Source organism: Exiguobacterium sp. 8H, assembly GCF_902506255.1.
Lineage (GTDB): Bacteria > Bacillota > Bacilli > Exiguobacteriales > Exiguobacteriaceae > Exiguobacterium > Exiguobacterium profundum.
Window position 1 is genome coordinate 2,350,289 of record NZ_LR733429.1, and the last position, 25,935, is coordinate 2,376,223.

Below are 25,935 nucleotides of genomic sequence, written 5' to 3' on the forward strand. Positions count from 1 at the left end.
TGATGAAAAAGATGATGACACGGTTTGGGGTCGTGTTTGGACTCATCGGGTTATTCGTACTCGGTGCGTGTGGTACGGAGAAAGAAGCGGAGAGCGCGGCTGTTCCACAGTCAATGGAACCGGTCGAGGCAGAGTTGACGGTAGAGGCAACGGCTGAAAAGGGAGAGGCGGTACCTTTATCAGTAACAGTCACGCAAGATGGTCAACCTGTAGACGATGCGGATGAAATCAAGTTCGAGGTATGGAAGAATGGTGCGAAGGAAGAAAGTGAGATGATCAAGGCGTCACTCACGAAAGACGGTATCTATGAAGCGGAGACGACGTTCGCGGAAGAAGCGGTCTATACGGTTCAGGTTCACGTGACAGCGCGTTCGATGCACACCATGCCGACGACAAACGTGACGGTTGGACATCCAGAAACGGCTGCTGAAGCAGAAGAAGAGAGTGAGCATCATCACCACGCTGGAGCGGATATCACGCTTGACCCGAAAGAGGCGACAGCAGGGGAAGAACAACCATTCATGGTACACGTCATGATTGAAGACGAGATGTTCGCTGGAGCGGACGTACAGCTCGAAATCTTCCAAGATGGGGCAGAGAAGCATGAATGGGTGAAGTTGGAGGAAGCAGATGCTGGGATGTATAAAGGTGCACACACTTTTGCTGAATCAGGCGCATACAACGTTCAAGTCCATGTCACGAAAGGTCATGACATTCATGAGCACGTGATGGAAACGATAAACGTTAAATAAAAAATCGGCTCGCGTTTGAGCCGATTTTTTATTATGCATTTTGGTAAAGGGATTCAACTTGTTGTTGAAGCGCCTCGTTCTCCAAGTACTCATCGTATGTTGCTTCTTTATCCACGATGCCATTCGGTGTCACTTCAATGATGCGTGTCGCAATCGTCGAGATGAGCTGATGGTCATGTGAGCTGAAGAGGAGTACGCCTTTGAACGACTCGAGACCGTTGTTAAGTGCTGTGATCGATTCGAGGTCCAAGTGGTTCGTCGGATCGTCGAGGACGAGCACGTTCGAATTTGAAAGCATCATCTTCGAGAGCATGCAGCGTACTTTTTCTCCCCCTGAGAGTACAGACGCCTTCTTCATGACTTCTTCACCTGAGAAGAGCATGCGGCCGAGGAATCCACGAAGGAACGTGTCTGACTCATCGGCAGGCGAGAACTGGCGCAACCAGTCAAGGATGCTCTTTTCTGAGCCCTCGAAGTATTCTGAGTTGTCTTTCGGGAAGTATGACTGAGTCGTCGTTACGCCCCATTTGACTGATCCTGTGTCTGGCTCCATCTCACCCATGAGAATTTTGAAGAGTGTCGTGATGGCAACGTCCGAACGACCGACGAATGCGACTTTGTCCGTCTTGTTGAGTGAGAACGTGACGTTGTCGAGTACTTTTACACCATCGATTGTCTTCGATACGTTATCGACATAGAGAACATCGTTTCCGATCTCGCGCTCCATCGTGAATCCGACGAATGGATAACGACGTGACGACGGACGGATGTCATCAAGTGTGATTTTATCGAGCAACTTCTTACGCGACGTCGCTTGACGTGCTTTCGATGCGTTCGAGCTGAAACGTGCGATAAAGTTTTGAAGCTCTTTGATTTTCTCTTCTTTCTTCTTGTTCTGGTCTGCCGCCATACGTGTAGCGAGTTGGCTAGACTCATACCAGAAGTCGTAGTTCCCGACATACAATTGGATTTTTCCAAAGTCGAGGTCGGCCATGTGCGTACAGACTTTGTTCAAGAAGTGACGGTCGTGGGAAACGACGATGACTGTGTTTTCAAAGTTGATCAAGAATTCTTCTAACCATTGAATCGCTTTTAAGTCAAGTCCGTTAGTCGGCTCGTCTAAGAGGAGGATATCTGGCTTACCGAAGAGCGCTTGGGCAAGAAGGACTTTGACTTTCTCCCCACCTGTGAGTTCGCTCATTTGTTTCTGGTGGAGCGCTTCAGAGATACCGAGACCTTGGAGGACCATCGAGGCTTCCGACTCTGCTTCCCAACCGTTCAACTCAGCGAATTCCCCTTCGAGTTCAGCTGCGCGCATCCCGTCTTCATCTGAGAAGTCTTCTTTCATGTAGATGGCGTCTTTTTCTTTCATTACTTTGTAGAGACGCTCGTGACCCATGATGACGGTCTCGAGAACTGCACTGTCCTCATACGCGTAGTGGTCCTGTTTGAGGACGGCGAGACGTTCGCCTGGTGTGATGCTGACATCACCCGTCGTCGTATCTTGTTCACCTGATAAAATCTTTAAGAATGTCGATTTTCCGGCACCGTTCGCACCGATCAATCCGTAACAGTTGCCTGGCGTGAACTTGATGTTCACCTCTTCAAACAACTTGCGACCGCCAAATTGTAGGCTGACGTTATTTACTGTAATCATGTATGGTATCCCTCGTTTTTCTGATTAGTTTACGACGTGTATTGTATCACGTTTTTGAAAAACGCGCAGTCGCGTAAAAAGTGGAAGTGAAAAATGACTCTATTCGGTAATTCCCAACATATCATATGTTTAGTAAAAACATAACGTCTCACTTAATACATTTGGTTACTTGAAGTGAGACGTTGTGTCAAAGCAACGAAGTAAACGAATTCCTTCAGGGGAAATAGTGCAGTTCAGTTGCCATATTTCTAATCCGGAAGGTATCGCATCGTTAATCAATTGACGAATTAGATGGTCTTGTTTTCGGTTGGAATTACCGGTATAAATTGGTGCGTCATATAAAAAAACATATAAGAGGACTGCTCTTCCGGTTTGGGGTAGAGTGGAAATCAGAGCGTGGAGATGACGAATCAACCGTTCTGTCTCGATGGGTCGTTTCAATCGTCTACGTTTAAAGTGTGGGAGAGGAATAGTGAGTAGTTCGCTGAGCGGAGCCTTCACTTCCATGAAGATTCCATCAATCTGAAAATCGATTCGTGCACCGCCAATTACTATTTCACGTTTGATTCCCCTCGGGGTTGAGAAAGCATCAAGCTGGTTCTCGAGTAAGAAAGCTTCAACATAGTCGTTGACACGACCTTGATTGATTCCAATCCATTGTTCACCATCGACTGAAATGGCTTCGACTGTAAAGTGAGTTTTACGATTCGAGTCATAGGTTTCTGAGACGAGGCAGGGGATGTTTTCAAATATAATATCTCCAATCCTTCCTGTTACAGGACAATGGCAAGGCGCGAGCAAATCATCAACGAGTACGTCCATGACAAAGCGATTACGTCTGTTTACAATTATCGCTTTTTTCAAAGGTTCTTCAAATAAAATCATTGCCACTTTTACGTGAAATGACGGTATTCAACTCAAATGCTACATTTCCTGCGAGTGCGCGTGAAATCATACATTGATCTTTCGCTTTTTTCGCGATGCGCTCGACAAGCGTGATGTCTCGGTCGGTCATCTCTGTAGGTACATGAATCGTTGTCGCATAGCGAATCGTCTCGTAAGTGAAGATGCCGTTCGTCACATCGACGATGCCCTCTGCATTAATCGTGATACCACGATGAGTCAGGTCACTCCGTCCAAGTACGGCTGCGAGGGTGATGATATAACACGTTGCCGCTGCCCCGAGGAGCATCTCATCCGGATTCGTTCCGACTCCCGGACCGTCCATTTCGGGTGGGATTGAAATCTGTGTCTTTAATCGCTCGGCCTCGAGGGTGCCGACGTCATTTCGTCCGCCATCCCAACCGAGGTTCATGCTAAATGTATGTTTCATCAAAAATCGCCTCCAATGTCTCTAGTGTAAAAGAGAACGATTGGAGGCGCATGTGTTATGCTTGTGCGCGCTTCGCGAATGTGCGAAGTGTTTCGATGATGACCGTTGTCGCTTTTTCCATATTGTTCACAGAGATATATTCGAACTTCCCGTGATAGTTCTCTCCACCTGTGAAGATGTTCGGTGTTGGAAGACCCATGTAAGAAAGTTGCGATCCGTCTGTGCCACCACGAATCGGTTCGATTTTCGGTTCGATGCCAAGGCCGCGCATGACATCAGCGACGGTATCGACGATGTGTTTGACTGGTTCGATTTTCTCGGCCATGTTGTAATACTGGTCTTCCATTTGGAGTTCAATCCGTGCTTCCCCGTATTTTTGTTTCCATTCGAGGACAAGCTTCTCCATCAACGCTTTACGCGCTTCAAACTTCTGTTTGTCGTGATCGCGGATGATGTATTGAAGCGTCGTCTTCTCGACGTCCCCAGTGAAGCCGTTCAAATGGAAGAATCCTTCATAATTGCTCGTCCGTTCTGGTGCCTCATCAGCAGGTAACCGATTTTGGAACGCCATCGCGAGCTTCATCGAGTTCACCATCTTATTTTTCGCGCTACCTGGGTGTACGTTCGTTCCGTGGAAGGTGATGGTCGCACCGGCTGCGTTGAAGCTCTCATACTGCAACTCTCCGAGTGGTCCGCCGTCCATCGTATAAGCGAAGTCTGCATTGAATCGGGCGACATCGAATTTATGTGGTCCACGGCCGATTTCTTCATCTGGTGTGAAGGCGATGCGAACCGTCCCGTGTGGAATCTCAGGATGGGCCAATAAGTATTCAACGGCTGTAACGATTTCAGCAATCCCTGCCTTATCATCCGCACCAAGGAGTGTCGTACCATCCGTTGTCATGAGCGTATGCCCGACATACCCATCAAGTTCTGGGAAGTCTTTTGGTGATAAGACGACATTCAATGACTCGTTCAAGACGATGTCGCCACCTTCATAATGCTCGACGAGTTGAGGGGACACGTTCGTTCCTGTGAAGTCGGTCGCTGTATCCACATGAGCGAGGAATCCGATTGTCGGGACGTCATAATCGACGTTACTTGGAAGTGTGGCGAATAGATAGCCGTATTCATCCGTCTCGACGTCTGTCAGTCCGAGTTCTTTTAATTCTTTCTCCAAATGACGAATCAAATCCCATTGTTTGGCCGTCGATGGTGTTGTCGTACTCGTGAAGTCAGACTGTGTATCGATCTTCGCGTAAGTCATTAAGCGTTCAATTAATTTGTCTTGCATCTAAAAACCTCCCTAAGTCTTTACTCAACATATTCAGTTTAGCATGAGGGCAGTCGTATAAAGTATCAAAATAGTTTGAAAAAAGGCGACCAAATGAATGGTCGCCTTCTGATTTACTGAATGATTACCCCGCCATCGATGACGAATTCGGCGCCGGTGAAGTAACTCGATTCGTTTGAACCGAGAAACAAAACGAGGTGGGATACGTCTTGAGGTTTTCCGATTCGTTTCAGAGGAACCGTTTCAGCCATTTGCTGTACTACCTCTTCAACGCCAGGTTGCATGATCATTGGTGTCTCGATCAATCCTGGGTGAATGGAGTTGACGCGGATGCCGTCAGCCGCCACTTCAAGAGCAACTGCTTTTGTCATACCACGAACCGCAAATTTGGAAGCGACGTAGGCGGCTCCGCCCATCCCTAAAATTCCCGATATTGAAGAGATGTTGATAATGGAACCATGACCGGCTTTTCGCATCGAAGGAATGACCGTTTTCATTCCAAGAAAGACGCCAACTTGGTTAATGTCGATTACTTTCCGATATTCCGCTTCAGAGAGTTCATCGATTGTTGGGGTTACAGCAATTCCCGCATTGTTCACCAGAATAGTGATTGGTCCGAATGTTTCTTCAGTTGCTTTGACAATCGCTTCCCAGTCTTCTAGTTTGGTCACGTCATGCTTCATAAAAATCGCTTTTCCATGCAACTCTTTTTCCAATGCCTCGCCCTCGCTGCTCAAAATGTCGGTGAATACGACCAGTGCGCCTTCATCGACCAATGCCTTGACATGGGATGCCCCCATTCCTCGCGCGCCACCTGTTACCAAAGCGACTTGATCTTGTACACGTCCCATTGTTTTTCCTCCTCGGATCACACAAAAGAAGGCAAGCGTCTCTTTTCATTATAATATGTTTTATTACCTATTGTGAATGAACAAGGAGAGGAGAAACTTAAAATAAGATGGGAAAAAGAAGTGGCAAGATAAACGATGTGAAGATGGCCGTCAACCCCATCGCAGCACCACCAGTTGCACCAGACAACGGATGTTCCGTTGCCGCTTGAGCGGTCCCGATTCCATGACTGATCGTCCCGAGTGTGAGTCCACGCGTGAACGGGTCGTCCATACGGATCCATGTCAAGAGTACCGGTCCAAGCATCGCCCCTAAAATACCGCAGGCAACAGCAATCGAGGCGGCAAGTGTCGCATCTCCTTCTAGCTGTCGAGCCAACTCAAGGGCGATCGGGGACGTGGCCGACTTGACCGATAGCGCAATCAATACGTTTTCGGTAAACGAAAACAGTTTGCCGAAAAGTACAGCCACAAAAATCGTAGAGAGTGACCCGAGTACGATGGCACTCAGGGCCCGTTTTGCCCGGGCGAGTAGTACGGGTAAGTTGCGATAGAGTGGTAACCCGAGGGCGACCGTCGCCGGACCAAGTAAGATGGTGATGATGTCGGTGGCTGGTTTATACGTATCATAGGACTGTCCTGTCACGAGTAACATGAGAATCAGAATCGCTGTACTTAAGAAGACGACATTGGTGAACGGAGATGCCCACTTTTTCGAAAGTTGACGACTGAGCGAATACACGAGAATCGTCAACCCGATCCAAATGTATGTCATGATGCCTCACCTTCTTTCCCGGAAACGAGCGCCGTCAAAATCATCCCGACCGCCATGCTGGCGAGTAACGTGATTAGGAGCGGAATACCGGCAGCTTTTAACAACGTACCGTATGCCATAAGGCCGACGGCAATCGGGATGAAGAAGAAGGCGAGGTGCTTCGTTAAATATCCAGCACTGTCCTCAATCCATTCCACGCGAATGACTTTTGTCAACAAGAGGACGAGCAAGAGCACCATGCCGATGACGCTGCCTGGTACTTTCCACGAGAACGTCTCAACAATCCAGTTTCCGAGCGTGCTCAACCCAAACAAGAGTGAGAGCCCGATAATCCATTTTAATAATTTCATATACATGACTTCCTTTCACGTCATTCAAAACGTATGAATCTTCTCAAATTCAACGAGAGAGGTCAAGAATAGGGTATTACAAAAAATATAAGGGGTACATACGTTCGGGATGCTATACTACATCTATCATAAACAAGCGGGGTGCCGAGATGGAACTAAAAACGATTGAGCAATTTATTCAAGAGCATGGATTACAAAACAGGGAAGACATTTTACATGCGTTCACAAAGCGGGTCAATTTGACAACTTTGCCACGGACAACAAGGGAAGAAGTAGCGGTTGGCCATTCTAAGTTTGGCGGATATCCTGACTTACCACACGCAGACTTGCATCCTGGAGAGAATATGACGTTTTTAGCTCAGTTTCGTTTAAGTGATTTGGCTGAGTTTGAATCCGTAGATGCACTCCCGAAAGAAGGTTTGTTGTCTTTCTTCTATGATTTAGAAGAACAACCTTGGGGAGATGTGGATGAACGTCATCTTTGGCGTGTTCTGTTTACTGAAGAATCGAAACTTGAGCGAGTGCGAGTTGGAGAAGCATTAAATGAACGTGCCGTTTCCTTTAAAGAAAGCTATGCAGAGAATGAATATAGTTTATATGAGCTGCTCGACGAAGAGATGTACGATCGGTTACTCGAACGATTCGAACAAGAAGAACTTCATGCAATCGGTGGACATCCGAGTGAAGTGCAAGGTGACGTTTTTGAAGAGATACAAGAAACATATGGGGAACGATTCGATCATCCTTTCCTATTGTTTCAAATGGACACGTCTGAAGAGTTAGACGTCATGTTCGGGGATGCAGGTATTCTCTATTTTCTCATTCCGGAAGATGCTCTCCGTGCCAAACGGTTTGGAGAAACCGAAATCATTATGCAGTGTTATTGAACGCAAAAAAGGGAGCCGACTCGAATGAGTCGACTCTCTTTTGATTACGCTTGTTTTTTCTTACGGAATCGTGCGAAGAACTCATAGACGATCGGTACGATGAGCAACGTGAGAAGTGTCGAACTTGTGAGTCCGCCAATCACGGTGACCCCGAGACCTTTCGAGATGAGTGCGCCACCCTCGAGACCGAGTGCGAGTGGTGCGAGTGCACCGATTGTCGCGAGTGCGGTCATCAAGATTGGGCGAAGGCGTGTGCCCGCTGCCTCAAGTAACGCTTCACGTGTTGATAAACCAGCTTCTTCTTTATGAATGACGCGGTCAATCAAAACGATGGCGTTCGTGACGACAATCCCGATCAACATGAGTGCCCCGATCAAGGCAGAAACCGAAATCGTTTCACCCGTGATGAGAAGGGCGACGAGTCCCCCGATAATCGCATACGGAAGTGAGAACAACACGACGAATGGCGTGAGTGCCCCTCCGAATGTGATGACGAGAACCAAGTAGACGATGGCGATCGCGGCGAGCATCGCAAGACCGAGCTGTGTGAACGATTCTTGAATCTGTTCCGTTACACCGCCGACATCATACGAGACGCCAGAAGGGAGCTCGATGTCCGATACGCGTTCTTCAATCGCAGCAGACGCTTCTGTCGCTTTATCTGTGCTGAGTTCAACACTTACTTGCGCAAGCAGTTTTCCGTCGCGCTCGACGAGTGTGTCCGGTGTTGTGCCTTCTTCGATTTCAATGAAGTCTGAAATCGGGCGTGGTCCGAACGGTGTCGTGATTTCTTGTGCTTGCAGGTCATCGACACTGTCATACGTCACTTGCTCGTTCGGGATGACGACGTCTAACTGTTTGTCATCCACTGTGACACTCGCAAGTGGACTTTCTGGTGCCTGGAACTGACTGATGACTTGCGCGATTTGACCTGCCGACACACCGGCTTCTGCAGCGGCCTGTTGGTCGACGTTGAACGTGTATTGTACATAGGACTCACGTAAGTCAGATGTCGCTTGACGGACATAATCCGTTTCCTCTTCAATCGTTTCGATGAAAGTCGGCACGATGGCTTCTAAATCTTCAAGTGAGTTGGCATAGACGTTGTATGTGACACCGCTCGTTGCGCCGCCACCTGAGAAGTCTTGTTCTTTCCATTCCCCGTTCGAAGCGAGTTCGTTCAATTTCTCGATATCAGCTAACTTCACATCCGCGAAGTCTTCCGTATCTGGATCATATTGAACGATGAAGATTCCTTGTTTGTTGTTTCCGGGGTTCAGCGGGTTCTCTCCACCGACCGTGAACTGAACATCGGTTGCGTTCGGTTGTTCTTCCATGAAGTATTCTTCTGCCACTTCTGCTGCGGCAATCGAATCTTCAAGTGTTTGACCAGGTTCTGGGTCGAACGTGACGAACAACGTCTTCTCCGAATCCTGATTCAAGAAGTTGACCCCAATCGCTGGGACAAGGGCAAAGCTACCAATCAATAGGGCAGTCGCGAGACCGAACACGACGAGTTTATGGTTCAGTGACCAGTTCAAGACGCCACGATACCATTCCGCGAGCTTGCCTGGACCTTCTTCTGGCTTCAACTTGTCGCGGTTTTTAAAGAACGAGTCGGCCATCATTGGTACGACCGTGATTGCCACGAGTAACGAAGCGAGTAATGCGAAGACGACCGTCAATGCGAACGGCAAGAACAGTTCACCGACAAAACCAGTGACAAATCCAAGCGGCAAGAATACTGCAATCGTGACGATGGTCGACGAGGCGATCGGGATGAATACTTCTTTTGTTGCCGCGATAATCAACTCTTTACCGCGAAGTGGTTCGTTCGAACGCGTGAGTCGACGGTAAATGTTCTCGATGACGACGATGGAGTCATCGACGACGCGCCCAATCGCAACGGTCATCGCACCGAGCGTCATGATGTTCAACGTGATATCCAACTGCTTCAAGACGATGAGTGCCATGAGAAGCGACAACGGGATCGAGATGACGGCGATGATCGTCGATCGGAAGTTACGTAAGAACACTAAGATGATGAGGATAGCGAACAACCCACCAAGTAATGCTTTAGACAACATGGTTTCGACCGACTCTTCAATCGGTTGTCCTTGGTCGAGTGTGATTGATACATTCGCCGTATCGTTTTCAGCTTCGAAGTCATTCAATACTTCTTTGACGGCGTTGACGACATCGACCGTGTTCGCATCTTGTGTCTTCGTCACTTGTACGCCGATTGAACGTTCACCGTTCGAGCGAGAAATCGATTCTTCGATTCCTTTGTCCTCGATTGTCGCAAGTTCACTCAACGCGACAGTCGGAACCGTCGTCGGAACGTTCGGTGGTAATGCCGATGGTGTTTCCGTCGGGACCTCTGTTGGCACGTCTGGCGTTTGACTAGGTGGCAATTCAGTCGGGGCAGACGGTGTCGTCGGCGTTGATTGTGCTGGTGAGTAAGGGATTTGGATGTCGCGGAACGCTTCGAGCGTCTCCGACTTGCCGTCGATGACGACCGCTTGCTCCGTATCACCTAATTCATATAACCCGAGCGCAATTCGAGCGTCATTCGCTTGAATCAATTGTTTGACCGTATCTTCTGTCAAATTGTATTCTGCGAGCGCTTCTTGGTCGAATTGAAGTTCGACGCGGCGAATCTCTTGTCCGGCAATTTGGACGGTTTGCGCACCTTCCACTCCTTCAAGAGCAGGCTGCACTTCTTCCTCGACGAGTTTTGTCAATTCGGCCAAATCAAGACTCTCATCCGAGATGGCAGCCCCGATTACCGGGAAAGCGTCGAAACTGAGACGCGACACTTGTGGTTCTTGTGCCGATTCAGGTAGTTCGACGTTACTTAACGCATCTTTGACTTGTTGTTCCGCTTCATCCATATCGGTACTGAAATCATAATCGATTTGGATGTTCGAAGCGTTTTGGAATGACGAAGAACGAACTTGTTCCACACCATTTAAATTCTGAAGACGATCTTCTAACACGGTGCTGACTTCTTCGAGCACTTGCTCAGGGGATGCACCTGGATAAATGGTTGTGACCGAGACGGTCGGAGTCGTAATGTCCGGTAACGTCTCGAGCTTCATCGTCAGACCGGCGAAAAGACCGGCGGCCGTCAAGATGATCGTCATCAACCAAACCGCAAACTTGTTGTTGACGGAGAAGGACGTGATTTTCTGCATGGGTTTTTAATCTCCTCTATTATTATGTTGTTTTATGACTCACGATCGATGTCGTGGGCTCGTTCAATCAAGCGTGCGATAATCGCTTGTTTGAGTTCGGTAGGGGGAACACCGACACCGAAGTGTTCGGACATCATCATACCTTCGAGTGCATAACGAATGATCATCGTTTCCACCGGATCAGCCGTTTGTTGGAACTGTGCGAAGAACGTATCTAAATCATGTTTCCAACGATTGGCGTACTCTTGGTCGACTTCGAACAACGTGAGAAATGCAATCATCTTCTCGACGTCGATTTGGATGGCAGCACGCTCAGGATGCAACTTCGTTTCATCAAATAGACGAACGAATGCCTCGACAGGTCCATGGCCTTCATCTTGCAATGAAGCATATAGCTCGTTTTGTTCTTGTTGTAATCGTTCGACCATCGCCGTCATCAACGCTTCTTTTGAAGGATAATGATAAAGAAGTCCCCCTTTAGATACACCCGCAGTCTTGGCGACTTCATCTAAGGTAAGTTGATGCACGCCGTGGTTCATGATGATGTCGGTTGCCGCATCCAACAGCTTTTGCTTTGTAACGTTCGATCGGTTTGACATATCTTCACCTCTTTCTGTACCGACCAGACGGTTTGTTTGATTTTACTATATCGTTCGTATTCTTTTAAAGTCAAGAAATGATGTCCTCAAAACTGTCACGAATTGCACATGTAATATGATAGCGATTGCAGAAAAGTCTTGACGTGAGAATGATTATCAGTGATGATAGGTACTGAGAGTAATTATCATTACCAGAGAGAAATAACCGAACGTGGGGGAATGACAGATGAACAAAAAATATGCAGCTTTAGGAATTTCAGCAGCGTTAACGACATCGCTCCTTGCCGCTTGTGCAAGCACAGATGAGACAACTTCAAATGAAGGCTCAGACGATTCGAACGTCGTCAATGTTTACTCGAGTCGCCACTACGATGTCGATCAACAATTATATAAACAGTTTGAAGAAGAAACAGGCATCAAGGTCAACGTGGTGGAAGGGAAGAGTGACGAACTTCTCGAGCGTTTGAACACAGAAGGGGAGAGCACAGAGGCTGACCTCTTCATCACTGCAGATGCTGGAAACTTGTATCAGGCGAAAGAAGCGGGACATCTTCAAGCGGTCGATAGCGATGAGCTTGAGTCAAACATTCCTGCAAAATATCGTGACACAGACAACGAGTGGTTCGGTTTGACGAAACGTGCGCGTGTCATCGTGTACTCAAAAGATCGCGTGAAACCAGAAGATTTGTCGACGTACGAAGCGTTGACGGAAGAACAGTGGAACGGCAAAGTTCTCGTGCGTCCATCGGAAAACATGTACAACATCTCACTCCTCGCATCGTTCATCGAAGTGAACGGTGTCGATGAAGCGAAAGAGTGGGCGAAGGGCTTAGTGAACAACATGGCACGCGACCCACAAGGGAACGACCGTGACCAAGCGAAAGCAGTCGTCGCTGGCGAAGGGGACGTGGCCATCATGAACACGTACTACATGGGGCTCATGTTGAATTCTGAAGACGAGGAAGAGAAGAAAGTCGCTGAACAACTCGGTGTCTTCTTCCCGAACCAAGATACAACAGGCACACACGTGAACATTTCGGGTATCGCGATGACGAAAGCATCGAAAAATACAGAAAACGCTCAAAAATTGATGGAGTTCATGTCAGAACCGTCAGCTCAAGAGAAGTTTGCGAGTGTGAACTATGAATATCCAGTCAACGAGTCGGTTGAACCGAATGAGCTTCTCCAGTCATGGGGTGAGTTCAAAGAGCAGGATATCAATCTCTCTGTACTCGGTGAAAACCAACAAGAGGCAATCCGTATCTTTAACGAAGTAGGTTGGAAGTAAGATGACTTCGGCCTGAACGAGAGTTCAGGCCGAAGATTTTTGCGTTCTTCACACCCTAAGCGCTACACGGGATGCACAGAAACTGATATGATGGGACAGGAATTGATAGTTTACAGAACGGGAGCGGTACGACATGAACTGGCACGCAGTAAAACGACAACTGAATGGATGGGCGATCCTCAGCTTTCTCGCGATTTTATTGATCGTCTTGCCGGGAATTGTCGTGCTCGTCGAATTGTTCGCCCCGGTCAATGACAATTGGCAACACATTCAAGAGTACCTGTTGCCCCGTTACGTGCGAAACACGCTGTTCATCATGGTGGCTACAGGAGTCTTGACGACCGTGATCGGAACGAGCCTCGCTTGGTTCGTGACCGTCTATGATTTCCCGTTCCGTCGTTTCTTTAAATGGGCACTCATCCTGCCGCTCGCGATTCCGCCTTATATCGGGGCGTATACGTATCACGGCATCTTGAACTATACGGGTGTGATCCAGACGACGTTACGAAACGAATTTGGTATCACCGTCGATCAGTCGTACTTCAACATCATGTCGATTCAAGGAACGGTATTTATCTTTACCTTGTTCCTCTATCCATACATTTATACGATCACACGAGCCTTCCTGCATAACCAATCGTCCTCGATGATTGAGAACGCGCGAATTCTCGGTCGTGGCTCGTGGGACATTTTCTTCACGGTCGTCATACCGATTTCCCGAGTCGCCATCATCGGTGGTGTCAGTCTCGTGTTGATGGAAGTGCTCAACGACTATGGCGTCGTGAAATATTTCGGGATTCAGACGTTTAGTACCGCCATCTTCAGCACGTGGTTCGGGATGAAGGATACATCGTCGGCGCTGAAGCTTGCGGGGACTCTCATGATTCTCGTCATCGCAATCTTGACGATGGAACGGCTCATCCGGGGACGGAAGCAGTTCAGTTACGCTTCGACGAAAGTAAAGCCGCTCAAACCGAGACCGCTACAAGGCTGGCATCGCTACGCGGTATTCGCATATGTCTCTATCGTCTTTGCGATCGCATTCGTCATCCCGTTCACACAGTTGGCGGCATGGACGTTTCTGACGTTCGATACGGTCTTCACGGAAGAATTTTGGCAACTTGTTTGGAATACGGTTCGGGTCGCCTTTACCGCGACCGTGATTATCCTACTGTTCGCACTCATCATCGCGAACTATACACGACTCTTCCCGTCGAACATGACACGCGTCATTTCGAAAGTGACGACACTCGGATATTCGATTCCGGGAGCAGCCATCGCGATTGCGGTCATCACGCTCTTCTTGTGGCTCGATGACAAAGTGCTCGAAACGGCACGGGCGCTCGACTTGAGTCAGACGTTCGTGTTCCGCACGACGCTCATCATGCTCATCTTTGCCTACGTCATCCGCTTCCTCGCCATCGGCTACAACTCGATCGAGAGCGGGTTTGAGAAAGTAGGGAAGTCGTTTACCGAAGCATCCCGTATGCTGGGGTGGAATACGGTCCAAACGTTCTTTCGCGTCGATATCCCGATGATCAAAGGCGCCATCATGAGCGCGTTTATCCTCGTCTTTATTGATATTATGAAAGAGTTGCCGTTGACGCTCTTTTTACAACCATTTAACTTTTCGACGCTTGCGACACAGGCGTTCAAATACGTGAGTGATGAGAAGATTCACGAAGCGGCACTCGCTTCCATCGTCATCGTCCTCATGAGTGGACTGTTGATTTTCGTTTCCCACAAGGTGCTTGATAAGGAGGCCGACTAATGTTTGTTCAAATCAATGATTTACATTTTAGCTATAAAGGTGCACATGAAGAGACAATCAAAGGGTTCTCGATTTCAATCACGAAAGGTGAAATCGTCTCACTTCTTGGGGACAGCGGATCGGGGAAGAGTACGATTCTCCGTTTGATCGCAGGACTCGAGATGCCGAACCAGGGCGTCGTCGTCGTGAATGACTGTGTCTGTTGCGACGATTGCCAGTTCATGCCGCCAGAAGATCGTGGCGTGGGGATGGTCTTCCAAGACTATGCACTCTTCCCGCACATGACCGTTGAAAAGAACATTCGATTCGGTCTTCATAAACTGAACCGCAAGGAGCGGAATGCGCGTGTCGAAGAGATGCTCGATCTCGTCAACTTGACGGAGTTCCGTCACCGTTATCCGTACGAACTCAGTGGGGGACAACAACAGCGTGTCGCGCTCGCGCGTGCGCTCGCACCGAAGCCGGCGCTCTTGATTCTAGACGAACCGTTCAGTAATTTGGATACGTCACTTCAACACCGGATTCGCGACGATTTGCGTCGTCTCTTGAAGCAGACAGGTACGACAACGATTTTCGTAACGCACGACGAGGAAGATGCCGAGGCACTTGCCGACCGGATTGTCTACCTTGGAGAAGGCAAAATTAAAAAGCAGGTCATGACGGAGAACAACAAGACGTTCAACCCGCAAATTCCTTGCTTCGTATAAACAACAAAAGACCCCTTACTCATTTCTAAAGCGAGTAAGGGGTCTTTTTGTCATTTTGTCATCTCGGAAGGTTTTGACTCATTTCCAAGTTGGTCAATCGCAGTCACGTAGTAGGATGCATTGTTCTCATTTGTGACCTCGATACTTTTTCGTGCATGGGAAGGGATACTTTCGATATGAGTCGCTTTTCCGTCGATGACTTCGTAGACTCGATATCCAATCACGCTCTCTTGACGAACGGCGTGCCATGTCAATAAGTTACCTTTCAATTCGACTGCCGTCGGTGTCTCGAGATCGACAGTTTCGTTCAGTTCGGTATCCACCAGCTCTGTATAGACGACGAATCGTTCATCATAGCCCCCGTCCCCGAACGTACCCGAACAGGTAATCAAATTTAAGTTCCGATTTGATGTGGCACCGAAAATCTCTTCAATTGGCGCGGTTTTCGTATCATATCGTTCTGTTTTCGTGACGCGGAACCGAAGGGTGTTACCCGCCTCATCTTGAATCAGAACGTCATCGCCTTTTGTCAGTTGATCGAGTTGATAAAAGATAGCCGGGCCGGTCTTGCTGTCGACGTGACCGGCAATCACAGCATTTCCTTTGCTACCCGGTGTGACACCGGGTTCGAACCACCCGACCTGGTTCTCATCTTCTGGTACACCCATCTGTCCATTATCGAGGACCCCGACTTGTTCGATGGCGGTGTCGACATCGATTTTAGGGATCTGGATTTGAACAGGGGTGACGGCCTTGGCGTTTTCTTCTTCCTCGGCTAAGCGTAGCTTTTTCACCTCTTCCTGTAGAAGTGAGAATTCAGCCGTTAAATCCGGGCTCTCCTCTATTTGTTTTTCTTCTACAGGTGGTGACGACGATTCTTGGGCGCTCGTCCACGTCCAGAAGCTAAAACAAAAGAGAGAGAGCGCCAGAAACAAAAGGCGCTTGTTCATGGGACTCCCTCCTTATTGATTATTGTTCAGATACTTTACGTTTGCGAAGCGTTACGAAGGCGAGTAAGATTCCGCCAAGTACAGCTAATCCAGCGTAGAGAGTGTTCATTGATTGTTCTTGTGCACCACCGAGACCTGTTTCAGGCATCTCTTCAGGCATCATTGTTTCTTCGAACTTGTCAGGCATTTGTGTCACGATCGCGTTACCGAGTGTTTCACCAACACCGAACATGAACGCATATCCTTCACGGAATGACATCCAAGCCGCTTCTGCATCGCCAGCGACATATTGATCGAATGTGTCGAGTACGAGCGCTTCGTGCTGTTTGATTGCTTCTTCACCGGCAGCTTGTGGTAAGTTACCTTCTGTTGCTGCATCGAGGAATGTGCTGAAGTCGACAGCGAATGTGTCGAGGCGCATACGCGCATCTTCAATCATCGCTTCGTCACCTTCGAGTGTAGCGGCAACGATGTCACCTTGTGCTGTGATGTGATCTGAGTTCCATACTTTCTCGAACTGTGCTGCACCTTCGTCACCATATACGGATGCGATGGCTGCTTTGAAGTCGAGTGTGTTCTGGTCTTCTGCCCATGTCACGTAGTCATAGTCCTCTGCTTGGTCGTACCCTTTTTGCATACCGATTGCAGCGAGGGCGAAGTGCTCACCTGCAAGACTGTTCAATGTTGAGCGGAGTTCAACAGCTGGTGTGTCTGCTCCAGTCGTAAATTTGTCAGGCATTTGTGTGACGATTGCACCCGAGAGAGCTTTACTGATGTTGAACATGTGCTTGTAGCCTTCACGGAACGTCATGTAAGCTTCTTCGTAATCTCCTTCGACGTAGTTATCGAATACAGAGAGGACTTGGTCTTCATGAAGTTCGAGTGCATCAGCTGCTGCGTCCTTCGGTAAGTTGCCTTCCGTCGCTGCGTCGAGGAATGTTGAGAATTCTTCTACGAACTCATCGACTTCCGCTTCAGCTTCCATGCGTAGTTCCTGGTTGTCTGATTTTGCTGCTTCTACGAAATCAGCTGAGTAGTCGTTGTGACCACGGAAGATTTCTTCAAATTGTGCAGCGCCTTCTTCACCGTAGATGGAAGCGATGGCTGGTGTCATGTCGAGCGCGTTTTGATCGAGAGCTTGATCCGCGACCTCAGCATCTGCCGCCTCGTCATATCCTTTCATCATCGATGTGACGGCTAACACGTAATGCTCAGATAAGAGTTGATCGAGTGTGGCGCGAAGGTCACCTGCTGGTGTGCTTGCTGTCGGTGTGTGATCCGCTGCCTGTGCGTTGACTGGTACGAGTAGTCCTAAGGCTAGTGCCGGTGCTACGATTTTGTTTAACGTCTTCTTCTTCATGGGTAATCGCTCCTTTTCGTAAGTGAGTGTTGTCGTTATTTACACCCATCTAACGGAGCAGTTCAAAAAATGGATCACTCTTTTTTTATTTTTTTTCGTTTTTTTGTTGAAGAGTACGATAAACCCCTGGTGCGACGCCATATTTTCGTTTAAAAATTCTGTGGAAATATGGGTAACTTCGAAATCCAGACAGTTCTGCAATCGTTTCTAACGAATGTTTTGTATAGCGCATTTGCTCTTCGGCAAGCTGTAAGCGAATCGATTGTGCATATTCGATGATCGTCATCCCGGTCCCTTCTTTAAAGAGATGAACCGTCCGTGAAACGCTGAGTCCAACCACTGCGGCGACGTCTGACACTTTGAAGTCACTCGTTACGTGCGCTTCGATAAAGCGCATCATACGAGAGACGACTGGAGGTCGCGCATGGGAATGCACATCTTGAATCGAACGATCGAGCATGAGCAGAAGTGCTTGAACGAGTGTTTCAATTAAAACGGCACTTTGTTCAGACGGTGGACGGCGCACTTCTTCCGTAATGTGTTGCCATAGTGAGAGTAGGCGAGAATCGATAGTGATGGCATATAGTCGCTCCCGTGGAGTCGCATGCCACCATGTATCGATTGAATGCCCGGTACAGAAGATATGATAGTCTCCGCTCGCGGGTGTATCGACATGCATTTCATAGAAGTCACCCGGACGAACAATCAATACGTCACCAGGTCGTGTGATCATCGTTTCCCCATTGACCACAATCCGAGCCGTTCCTGCCGTTTGTAAGCGAATCAGATACGTATCGAGTCGATTAGCAAATGGAAAAGTATAAGTCGTTGTATGGTATGAATAGCCACAAAAGCCGATTTCCATAATAATCTCCTCTTTTAATAGCAAGATTGTACATATCTTAATCATATCATGGATGGTCATGATTCCTTGGAGGCAGTACGATGAAAGCGTTGAAACGGAAAACGAACTTCAAGGAGGACATAACATGAAACAATGGTGGAAAGAAGCGGTCGTATATCAAATTTATCCACGTAGCTTCAATGACTCAAACGGAGATGGGATTGGCGACATCCAAGGAATCACGGAGAAGATGTCATATTTGGCAGAACTCGGGATCGACGTCATCTGGCTCTCACCGGTATACGATTCACCGAACGACGATAACGGATACGATATTCGTGATTACCGTGCCATCATGGACGAGTTTGGTACGATGGATGACTTTGATGCGATGCTTGAAGAAGCACACCGTCACGGGATTAAAATCATGATGGACCTCGTCGTCAACCATTCTTCTGACGAACACCAATGGTTCATGGAGTCGCGTTCTTCAAAAGACAGCCCATATCGTGACTATTACATTTGGAAAAAAGGGAAAGACGGTCAGCCACCGACGAACTGGGGGGCTTTCTTCGGAGGCAGTGCTTGGCAGTATGATGAGGCAAGCGATGAGTACTACCTCCATCTCTTCAGTAAGAAACAACCGGATTTGAACTGGGAAAGCGAGACGCTTCGTCGTGAAGTGTATGACCTCATGACATATTGGCTCGATAAAGGGGTCGACGGGTTCCGGATGGACGTCATCAATATGATCTCAAAAAATCCAAGCTATCCAGATGGTCAAACGCAAGGAACAGGGTTCGGTGACGGTACACCATTCTTCTTTAACGGACCACGCATCCATGAATTCATGCAGGAGATGAATCGGGAAGTCTTATCGAAATACGACACAATCACGGTAGGGGAGATGCCAGGGGTCAGTGTGGAGGAAGCCAAACTTTATACGGGTGAAGACCGCAACGAACTGAACATGGTCTTTCATTTTGAACATGTGGACGTCGGGAACGGAAGCTTCGGGAAGTGGAATCCGACAGACTGGAAGTTGACTGAGTTAAAGACAATCTTCTCGCGTTGGCAAGAAGGGCTCGAAGAGGAAGGATGGAACAGCCTGTACTGGAGTAACCATGACCAGCCCCGTGCCATCTCACGCTTTGGAAACGATTCGCCTGAATATCGCGTTCGTTCCGGGAAGATGCTCGCGACACTTCTTCATCTATTGAAAGGGACGCCTTACATTTATCAAGGAGAAGAGTTCGGCATGACGAACGTCGCGTTTGAATCAATCGATCAGTACCGAGATATTGAGACGTTGAACGCCTACCGTGACTACACATCCAAAGGGTTGTTAACGCACGACGAGATTTTCCGTGGCATCCATGAGCGAGGACGTGACAATTCACGTACACCGGTACAGTGGTCAGACGAAGCACATGGTGGATTTACGACAGGGACGCCATGGATCGAGGTCAACCCGAACTTTGTTGACATCAATGCGGAAGCGGCAAGGAAAGATCCGAATTCACTCTTCCATTACTACCGTCAGTTGATTGCGCTCCGTAAAGCGAACCCGCTCGTCGTCTACGGAAAGTATGAGCTGTTGTTACCGGAAGATGAGGCGGTCTATGCATTCACACGTTCATTCGAAGGTGAGACATGGCTCGTACTCTGTAACTTCTCCGACGAGACACAACAACGAGAGCTACCATATGACGTGAAAGAACGTGTCATCGGAAACATGGAACCGATAGAAGCGTTCACCCTTCGTCCTTATGAAGCACAAGTGTATAAACTGTGACGAAAAGCTCGCCAGACGGCGAGCTTTTTTAAGTGCATACGTATCTTCTCTCGATGATTCGGGAATAGTGTAAGTAACGTCTGACATGAAAAGAGGGAACGACATGGGTACTTTAATCGCGTACTCTTCCAGATATGGAACGAGTGAAAAAGTGGCGGCTTTACTCGCTGAACGTCTATCGGGTGACGTTCGTGTCCAAAATATCGTAGAAGAGCCGAACGTCACGTGGGAGATGGTAGATCACGTCATCGTCGGGAGCTCAATTCGAATGGGCACGATCCAAGACGAGATGAAGGAATGGTTGACGCTTCACGAAGCACACTTGCTTGAGCATCCCCTCGCTTTATATTTGTGTGCCGGGACACCGACAGAGTCGGAACGGATTCGCGAGCTAGAAGAAGCCTATCGTGACACGCTGCGCGAACATGCCTATTTCGTCGAGGTCGTCGGGAGCGGGTACGACTTTGAACGAATGGGCTTTTTAGACAAAGCAATCGTTCGCATGATGGCCAAACAAAAAGAGAGTTCACTTCAACTCGATGACGCCAAACTGAATCAACTCGTGGAAGCCGCTCAAACGTCTGAGCGCACCCGGTCTGAAAATCCTTGAGCGAGTAAATCATGCACATCAATCGGGCTTTTCGTGGAGATGAGTACATCTCCGCTTCTTTTCTGCCCTTCAATCTGATGAAGAGCAAGGTGTTCGAGTTGACGACCGATTTTTAGAGCGATGGGTGCAGATTCTTGGCATCGTAAGACATCGATAGTCACTTCATCGGTGCGGTTATCTCCCCCAAATAGTTCGAGGTCGGCTCGGGCTGTGGTAAACCCGCGCACGGCGATTCGTTTCAGTTGAACGCGTCTCGATTTGTATTGGATCGCAAGTGCCGGATGTTGTTCGTAATCGTAGGTCGGGTCGCCGATTGCAGTCAAACCATGAATCAAGACGTCTTGATAGGCCGATACAACCAGGCTTCGTGGTGAGGATTTTGTATAGAGTGAACTGTGAACCGGCTCGACGGACACTAAGTTTGTGCCTGATAGGAAGCGGGCTGTCTCTGAGTTCGGATCGTCTGCTAAATGATGACCGATGTGACGGAAGTTAAATGAACGATTGTCATGCACCGAAAGATGGCCGAAGATATGAACGTCGTGTGCGGCAGATGAGGTCCCATGTGCTTTTACTTCGATGCCTCCAAAGCAGCCTTCCGTTCTATTGTGAACGAGTGTGACGTGCCGCGAACCGTCATCAATCTCAATCCCATTTGAGTTTGAGAACCCTAAGGCGTGTGTTCGACCGTGAGGATGATGACAATAGCAGTTGGTAATATAAATGGCATCACTATGGTGTGTGGTGATTCCGTCATCCCCATAATTCGTCGCCTCGAGATGATCGAGATGGATATATCGGCTCCCGTTTGCCGCGCGAAGCCCGTCCCCTAAGTAATGATAGTGCGGAGACGTGATGTCGAACGCATGGAGCCCAGCATTTTTGGCTATCACATGATGCACCCATCCATACGTCACATGGGCAAACGTCAAGGCGCTCGATGTCGTGTCACCGCTCGTCGTCCGTTTCACATCTCCTAAGCGCGCGACATTCCAATCGAGCGTCAGGTGGCATACCTCGATATGATGATTTCCTGCGAAAGGCGTGGCGTTTCGTAACAATCGTCGATGTCTCGGTGCACGATCGGACAGTTTGAGAATCGTGACGTCTTGTCCTGCGCCTTCGAGCACGCAGTTGGAAGGTAGACGAATACCCCGAACGATATAAACGCCTGCTGGGACAAAGACACGACGGTTCGAGCGGATGGCGAGTCGAAAGGCGAGGGTACAATCCGTTTTTCCATCTCCGACAGCACCATAGTCCGTCACATCAACACATTGTTTCGTCGTCTGCAGTAAATTCAAATATTCGGCATCGAGCCGACGCATCCAGACGGGACGAACGATGCCGTCGACTTGCTCGAGCGGAAAGGACGTGCGGACAGGGGTGATCCGTTCCGTCAATGGGATTCGACACGGGATAGATTGTTGTTGCTCAAAGTAAGAAGCTTCCCGTGTAGCACGGTGCCATTCAAGTGTTTGTTGGATGAGGTCTTCTTCCGACCAATCGGAATGAGAGGCAATCATCGATGCGATTGCGTGTGGGTCCTTAATGTTTTTCATTATAAATCCTCCTAGCATCATCTTCTCTAGCATGTACCCGTTTCACCTTGTTTTTTAGCAATCAGAAGTATTTACTAGACAGAAACATCTAGTCGTGTTATATTCAATATGTGCTTAATTAAGAATAGCTGGAATCATAATTCACAAGTGCTTGGGATTATTTTTCATTAGATAATCCAGAGGCTTGTATTTTTTTTGGTCAAGTTTTTTCTAGTAAGGCACTACTATAACGCATAGCGTTTATTTCAGGAGGGTTCATTCATGAACACAGGTAAAGTAAAATGGTTTAACTCAGAAAAAGGTTACGGCTTCATCGAAATGGAAGGCGGAGACGACGTATTCGTACACTTCTCAGCAATCCAAGGCGACGGCTTCAAAACACTTGAAGAAGGCCAAGAAGTAACTTTCGAAATCACTGACGGAGCTCGTGGACCACAAGCTTCTAACGTTGAAAAAATCTAATCTTCCTTTCTAAGGAATATGATACCTGCTCGCATCGGCGAGCAGGTTTTTTTGTGTTTAATCCCATAGTTTGAGGGAACAGTATACGAGCGACAAATCATGAAGGAGGAATTTGGAATGAGTGCAAAAGACACAGCGTTAAAAATTCTAGAGGGTAGCAATGTCGGGACGATGGCGACCGTGTATAAGGTGAAACCCCACAGTCGATATATGACATTTTTCCATGATGATTTCACACTCTACACAGCAACCTCTAACGATACAGATAAAGTAGAAGAACTAGAAAAGAATCCATATACGCATATTTTAATCGGCTACGATGGAGATGGTGTGGGCGACACTTACTTAGAAATCCTCGGTAAAGCGACCGTGTCGGATGATGAATCGATGAAAGAGAAAGTATGGAATGAGAAACTTGAAGGATGGTTCGATGGTCCGGACGATCCAAAGCTTGTGATCCTTAAAATCGAACCGGAATCGATGCGCGTGATGAACAAGAAAGGTCAACCACCACAAGAAGTGACACTATAATCTCTTCTAAGACACCTAAATCAGGTGTCTTTTTTTGTGGATGAATGTGAATAGAATATGGCGTACATATGGACGAATCATGAACAAAGGAAAATACATATGTGAAATAGTGAACATGAATGGTATATTGTGAATGTAATCACATTATACATTTATTTAACTTCTTGAAAGGGAGGAATTATGATGTTCACGAAATTTTGGCAAAATCATAACATCGCTACAGCGATCTTGACGGTGTTACGTGTATGGCTCGGTTATCATTGGTTAACGGCAGGTTGGGGTAAAATCACGGGAGGTTTTGGAACAGAAGGATTCTTAAACAATGCGGTGTCACTCGCTTCTGGAGAACATCCGGCCGTTGCTGGATGGTGGGCTGCATTCCTAGAAAACTTTGCGATTCCAAACGCCGGGCTATTCGATGTCCTGATTCCTTACGGTGAATTCTTGGTAGGCTTAGGATTATTGCTCGGTGCCCTCACACGTAGCGCAGCGTTCTTCGGACTCGTCATGAACATGGCGTTCTTACTATCAGGAACAGTCAGTACGAACCCAACGATGTTGATCGTATCTGTCTTGATTTTAGTTGCCGGTCATAACGCTGGAAAAATTGGGGTCGACGGGTTGTTCCTTCGCCGTTTTGTCGACACGAAAGTATTGCATCGTTCACCAAATCGTCAAATAGCCTCGTAACTTTTATGCGTTCTCTTGTGACAAACCTCTCACGTTTCGGCTACGATAGACATAGCCTACAGAAATAAAGGAGAACGCATATGACTACGACTCATTTTAAATGGCTTGGCTACACAGAAGGTGTATCCTTCTTGTTATTACTGTTCATCGCGATGCCGTTGAAATATATGGCTGGTATTCCACTCGCGGTCAGTATCGTTGGTGCAGCACATGGTTTCTTATTTGTTGCGTATGTGCTCGCGGCGATGTACATGGCATGGCGCTTGCGCTGGGGATTCAAAGTTTTGACGCTTGCTGTCATGGCATCGGTTATCCCATTCGGACCATTTTTATTAGAAAAACGGGTACTCCCGTCAACAGAGAAGACATCGAACTGATTCGTTCGATGTCTTTTTTTATGATACGCGATCCATTGACTGAGCTGAATCTCGTTCTGCTCGAATGTCATGACGTATTCGGTACGTGAGGACGAACGTGCAGATGAGTAGACCCACCATACAAGCGGTGTAGAGATGGGCAACAGAGACGAGATCACTCAATACCCCGAATAGGATAAATCCAATCGGCGTAATCCCCATCGCGAGTGATTCGAGCACACCGATGACGCGCCCTAAATAGTTCGGATCCGTATTCGTTTGGAGGAACAATTGAATCGGGATGTTGACACGTACGATCAAGAAACCACTCAATAAAGCGAAGACCGCGAAAAAGAAAATTGACGTGAGGACGTTGAAGTTAAAATATAATGGAATGGCGGGTCCGACGAACAGAACGCTAAGAATGGTCAACGCGGATCGCATCGTTGCTAAGCGATGTTTGATTTTGAATAACGGTAAGGCATGAAGTAAGGAAGCGACTAAAAAACCAATGGCGACCATGCTTTCAAGGAGTCCGAATTGAAACGGGGACACACCGACTTCCTGTAACGCTGCAATCGGGAACAACACTTCCGATGCGACGAAGAAGAAGTTCAAAAATGCGGCGAGGACAGCAACTGTCCACAAGACTCTTTGTTGTTTCAAGTAAGACAGACCGGACCGTACGTCTTCCCAAGTCGATTGTTCGGTGGGTGCGACCTCTTTCTGATGAAATTTAAGTCGAGAGGCGAGAAGTGCGGCAATCATAAAGAATAGAGCTGAACTGAACAAAAAGACAGGAATCGGTATAAGCTTAAACAGTGCCCCGGCAAGAAGCGGGGTACCGATGCTTGAGATGGAGATGATACTTTGAATGAGAGAGTTGGCGCGTTGCAGTTCATCTTCCTCAAATAAAAGAGGAATCGAACTTGATAACGTGACCGATAAGAAAGTGGAAACGATCGCTAAGAAGAATGTGATGACGTAAAAAGCGGGTGCTTCAAACGTCCAAAGTAAGCTTCCAACACCTGCGAGTAAAAATAATCCTCCGTTCAAAGACTCCATCCTAATGATGACTCGCTTTCGGTCAAGTTTGTCTGCATAAGCGCCGGCGAATGGGGATAGAAGCACACGGGGTAATGTACCTGCGAGGAGAACGAAGGCGAATTGGAGCCCAGATCCTGTCGTCGTCAACACCGTGAGTCCCGCCACAAACGTAAATAAGTTGGATGCGAATAACGACATGAATTTACCGAGCAGTAAAATTGATAGATTTGAAGAGAGAAACTTCATAGAAACACTCCTTTGCAAATTAGT

The 25,935-nt window shown here is 47.9% G+C and carries 25 protein-coding genes; 11 read left to right on the top strand and 14 right to left on the bottom strand.

From position 1 onward, the window contains the following. Window positions 1-2 precede the first annotated feature (2 nt). Window positions 3-752 (top strand): FixH family protein, encoded by a 750-nt coding sequence (locus tag GVY43_RS12175; RefSeq protein WP_159563291.1) that lies wholly within the window; start codon window positions 3-5, stop codon window positions 750-752. Between the two features lie 31 nt (window positions 753-783). On the opposite strand, the gene GVY43_RS12180 is transcribed toward GVY43_RS12175, so the two are convergent. The 7 genes from GVY43_RS12180 to GVY43_RS12210 form a co-directional block, all read right to left on the bottom strand. After that, complete coding sequence (locus GVY43_RS12180; protein WP_015880408.1) at window positions 784-2,409, bottom strand: ABC-F family ATP-binding cassette domain-containing protein; 1,626 nt, start codon at window positions 2,407-2,409, stop codon at window positions 784-786. 165 nt (window positions 2,410-2,574) lie between these two features. Further along, window positions 2,575-3,294, bottom strand: a complete 720-nt coding sequence (locus GVY43_RS12185; protein ID WP_159563292.1) for a DNA/RNA nuclease SfsA — start codon at window positions 3,292-3,294, stop codon at window positions 2,575-2,577. Beyond that, window positions 3,281-3,745: an SACOL1771 family peroxiredoxin gene (locus tag GVY43_RS12190; RefSeq protein WP_371730024.1), complete on the bottom strand. Its 465-nt coding sequence runs from the start codon at window positions 3,743-3,745 to the stop codon at window positions 3,281-3,283. Before GVY43_RS12190 ends, GVY43_RS12185 begins: the two co-directional genes overlap by 14 nt. 52 nt (window positions 3,746-3,797) lie before the next feature. Next, entirely contained in the window at window positions 3,798-5,036 is a 1,239-nt protein-coding gene (gene pepT, locus GVY43_RS12195) for a peptidase T (protein ID WP_159563294.1), read from the bottom strand. 113 nt (window positions 5,037-5,149) lie between these two features. After that, complete coding sequence (locus GVY43_RS12200; protein WP_159563295.1) at window positions 5,150-5,887, bottom strand: glucose 1-dehydrogenase; 738 nt, start codon at window positions 5,885-5,887, stop codon at window positions 5,150-5,152. A gap of 97 nt (window positions 5,888-5,984) precedes the next feature. Then, window positions 5,985-6,659: an LrgB family protein gene (locus tag GVY43_RS12205; RefSeq protein ID WP_159563296.1), complete on the bottom strand. Its 675-nt coding sequence runs from the start codon at window positions 6,657-6,659 to the stop codon at window positions 5,985-5,987. Beyond that, a complete protein-coding gene (locus GVY43_RS12210) occupies window positions 6,656-7,009 on the bottom strand; it encodes a CidA/LrgA family protein (RefSeq protein WP_159563297.1) in 354 nt (117 codons plus the stop codon). Before GVY43_RS12210 ends, GVY43_RS12205 begins: the two co-directional genes overlap by 4 nt. Window positions 7,010-7,158: 149 nt before the next feature. Here GVY43_RS12210 and GVY43_RS12215 point away from each other — a divergent pair, with 149 nt between their 5' ends. Further along, complete coding sequence (locus GVY43_RS12215; RefSeq protein WP_159563298.1) at window positions 7,159-7,896, top strand: YwqG family protein; 738 nt, start codon at window positions 7,159-7,161, stop codon at window positions 7,894-7,896. A gap of 44 nt (window positions 7,897-7,940) precedes the next feature. Here the strand turns inward: GVY43_RS12215 and GVY43_RS12220 are convergent, their stop codons facing one another. Together GVY43_RS12220 and GVY43_RS12225 are read right to left on the bottom strand one after the other, a co-directional pair. Continuing rightward, complete coding sequence (locus GVY43_RS12220) at window positions 7,941-11,093, bottom strand: efflux RND transporter permease subunit (protein ID WP_159563299.1); 3,153 nt, start codon at window positions 11,091-11,093, stop codon at window positions 7,941-7,943. A 32-nt stretch (window positions 11,094-11,125) separates the two neighbouring features. Further along, window positions 11,126-11,692 (bottom strand): TetR/AcrR family transcriptional regulator, encoded by a 567-nt coding sequence (locus GVY43_RS12225; RefSeq protein ID WP_015880416.1) that lies wholly within the window; start codon window positions 11,690-11,692, stop codon window positions 11,126-11,128. 226 nt (window positions 11,693-11,918) lie between these two features. On the opposite strand from GVY43_RS12225, the gene GVY43_RS12230 reads away from it, so the two are divergent. The 3 genes from GVY43_RS12230 (at window position 11,919) to GVY43_RS12240 (ending at window position 15,458) form a co-directional block, all read left to right on the top strand. Next, window positions 11,919-12,980 (top strand): Fe(3+) ABC transporter substrate-binding protein, encoded by a 1,062-nt coding sequence (locus GVY43_RS12230; protein WP_159563300.1) that lies wholly within the window; start codon window positions 11,919-11,921, stop codon window positions 12,978-12,980. Between the two features lie 133 nt (window positions 12,981-13,113). Further along, window positions 13,114-14,751: an iron ABC transporter permease gene (locus GVY43_RS12235; protein WP_159563301.1), complete on the top strand. Its 1,638-nt coding sequence runs from the start codon at window positions 13,114-13,116 to the stop codon at window positions 14,749-14,751. Next, complete coding sequence (locus GVY43_RS12240; protein ID WP_159563302.1) at window positions 14,751-15,458, top strand: ABC transporter ATP-binding protein; 708 nt, start codon at window positions 14,751-14,753, stop codon at window positions 15,456-15,458. The genes GVY43_RS12235 and GVY43_RS12240 overlap by 1 nt, the downstream gene beginning before the upstream one ends. Window positions 15,459-15,508: 50 nt before the next feature. On the opposite strand, the gene GVY43_RS12245 is transcribed toward GVY43_RS12240, so the two are convergent. The 3 genes from GVY43_RS12245 to GVY43_RS12255 form a co-directional block, all read right to left on the bottom strand. Beyond that, the gene (locus tag GVY43_RS12245) at window positions 15,509-16,408 is read right to left on the bottom strand and encodes a class F sortase (RefSeq protein WP_159563303.1); all 900 of its coding nucleotides are present in this window, start codon (window positions 16,406-16,408) and stop codon (window positions 15,509-15,511) included. A gap of 19 nt (window positions 16,409-16,427) precedes the next feature. Continuing rightward, a complete protein-coding gene (locus tag GVY43_RS12250; protein WP_074035026.1) occupies window positions 16,428-17,768 on the bottom strand; it encodes a copper amine oxidase in 1,341 nt (446 codons plus the stop codon). 85 nt (window positions 17,769-17,853) lie between these two features. Beyond that, window positions 17,854-18,633 (bottom strand): AraC family transcriptional regulator, encoded by a 780-nt coding sequence (locus GVY43_RS12255; RefSeq protein ID WP_159563304.1) that lies wholly within the window; start codon window positions 18,631-18,633, stop codon window positions 17,854-17,856. Window positions 18,634-18,757: 124 nt separating this feature from the next. On the opposite strand from GVY43_RS12255, the gene GVY43_RS12260 reads away from it, so the two are divergent. Next, window positions 18,758-20,407, top strand: a complete 1,650-nt coding sequence (locus tag GVY43_RS12260) for an alpha-glucosidase (protein ID WP_159563305.1) — start codon at window positions 18,758-18,760, stop codon at window positions 20,405-20,407. Window positions 20,408-20,510: 103 nt separating this feature from the next. Further along, entirely contained in the window at window positions 20,511-21,017 is a 507-nt protein-coding gene (locus tag GVY43_RS12265) for a flavodoxin domain-containing protein (RefSeq protein WP_159563306.1), read from the top strand. On the opposite strand, the gene GVY43_RS12270 is transcribed toward GVY43_RS12265, so the two are convergent. Then, entirely contained in the window at window positions 20,981-22,579 is a 1,599-nt protein-coding gene (locus GVY43_RS12270) for a glycoside hydrolase family 55 protein (protein ID WP_159563307.1), read from the bottom strand. The two genes, GVY43_RS12265 and GVY43_RS12270, sit on opposite strands and share 37 nt — an antisense overlap. 261 nt (window positions 22,580-22,840) lie before the next feature. On the opposite strand from GVY43_RS12270, the gene GVY43_RS12275 reads away from it, so the two are divergent. The 4 genes from GVY43_RS12275 to GVY43_RS12290 all read left to right on the top strand — a co-directional run bounded on the left by GVY43_RS12275 (window position 22,841) and on the right by GVY43_RS12290 (window position 24,639). Further along, window positions 22,841-23,041, top strand: a complete 201-nt coding sequence (locus GVY43_RS12275) for a cold-shock protein (RefSeq protein ID WP_015880427.1) — start codon at window positions 22,841-22,843, stop codon at window positions 23,039-23,041. A gap of 117 nt (window positions 23,042-23,158) precedes the next feature. Continuing rightward, window positions 23,159-23,572 carry a pyridoxamine 5'-phosphate oxidase family protein gene (locus GVY43_RS12280; protein ID WP_143180203.1) on the top strand — a complete coding sequence of 138 codons (414 nt, stop codon included), beginning with the start codon at window positions 23,159-23,161 and terminating at the stop codon, window positions 23,570-23,572. Between the two features lie 183 nt (window positions 23,573-23,755). Further along, entirely contained in the window at window positions 23,756-24,262 is a 507-nt protein-coding gene (locus GVY43_RS12285) for a DoxX family membrane protein (RefSeq protein ID WP_074035013.1), read from the top strand. Between the two features lie 80 nt (window positions 24,263-24,342). After that, a complete protein-coding gene (locus GVY43_RS12290; RefSeq protein ID WP_159563308.1) occupies window positions 24,343-24,639 on the top strand; it encodes a DUF3817 domain-containing protein in 297 nt (98 codons plus the stop codon). A gap of 18 nt (window positions 24,640-24,657) precedes the next feature. Here the strand turns inward: GVY43_RS12290 and GVY43_RS12295 are convergent, their stop codons facing one another. Further along, window positions 24,658-25,911, bottom strand: coding sequence for an MFS transporter (locus GVY43_RS12295; RefSeq protein WP_159563309.1), 1,254 nt, complete (start codon window positions 25,909-25,911; stop codon window positions 24,658-24,660). Window positions 25,912-25,935: the final 24 nt, after the last annotated feature.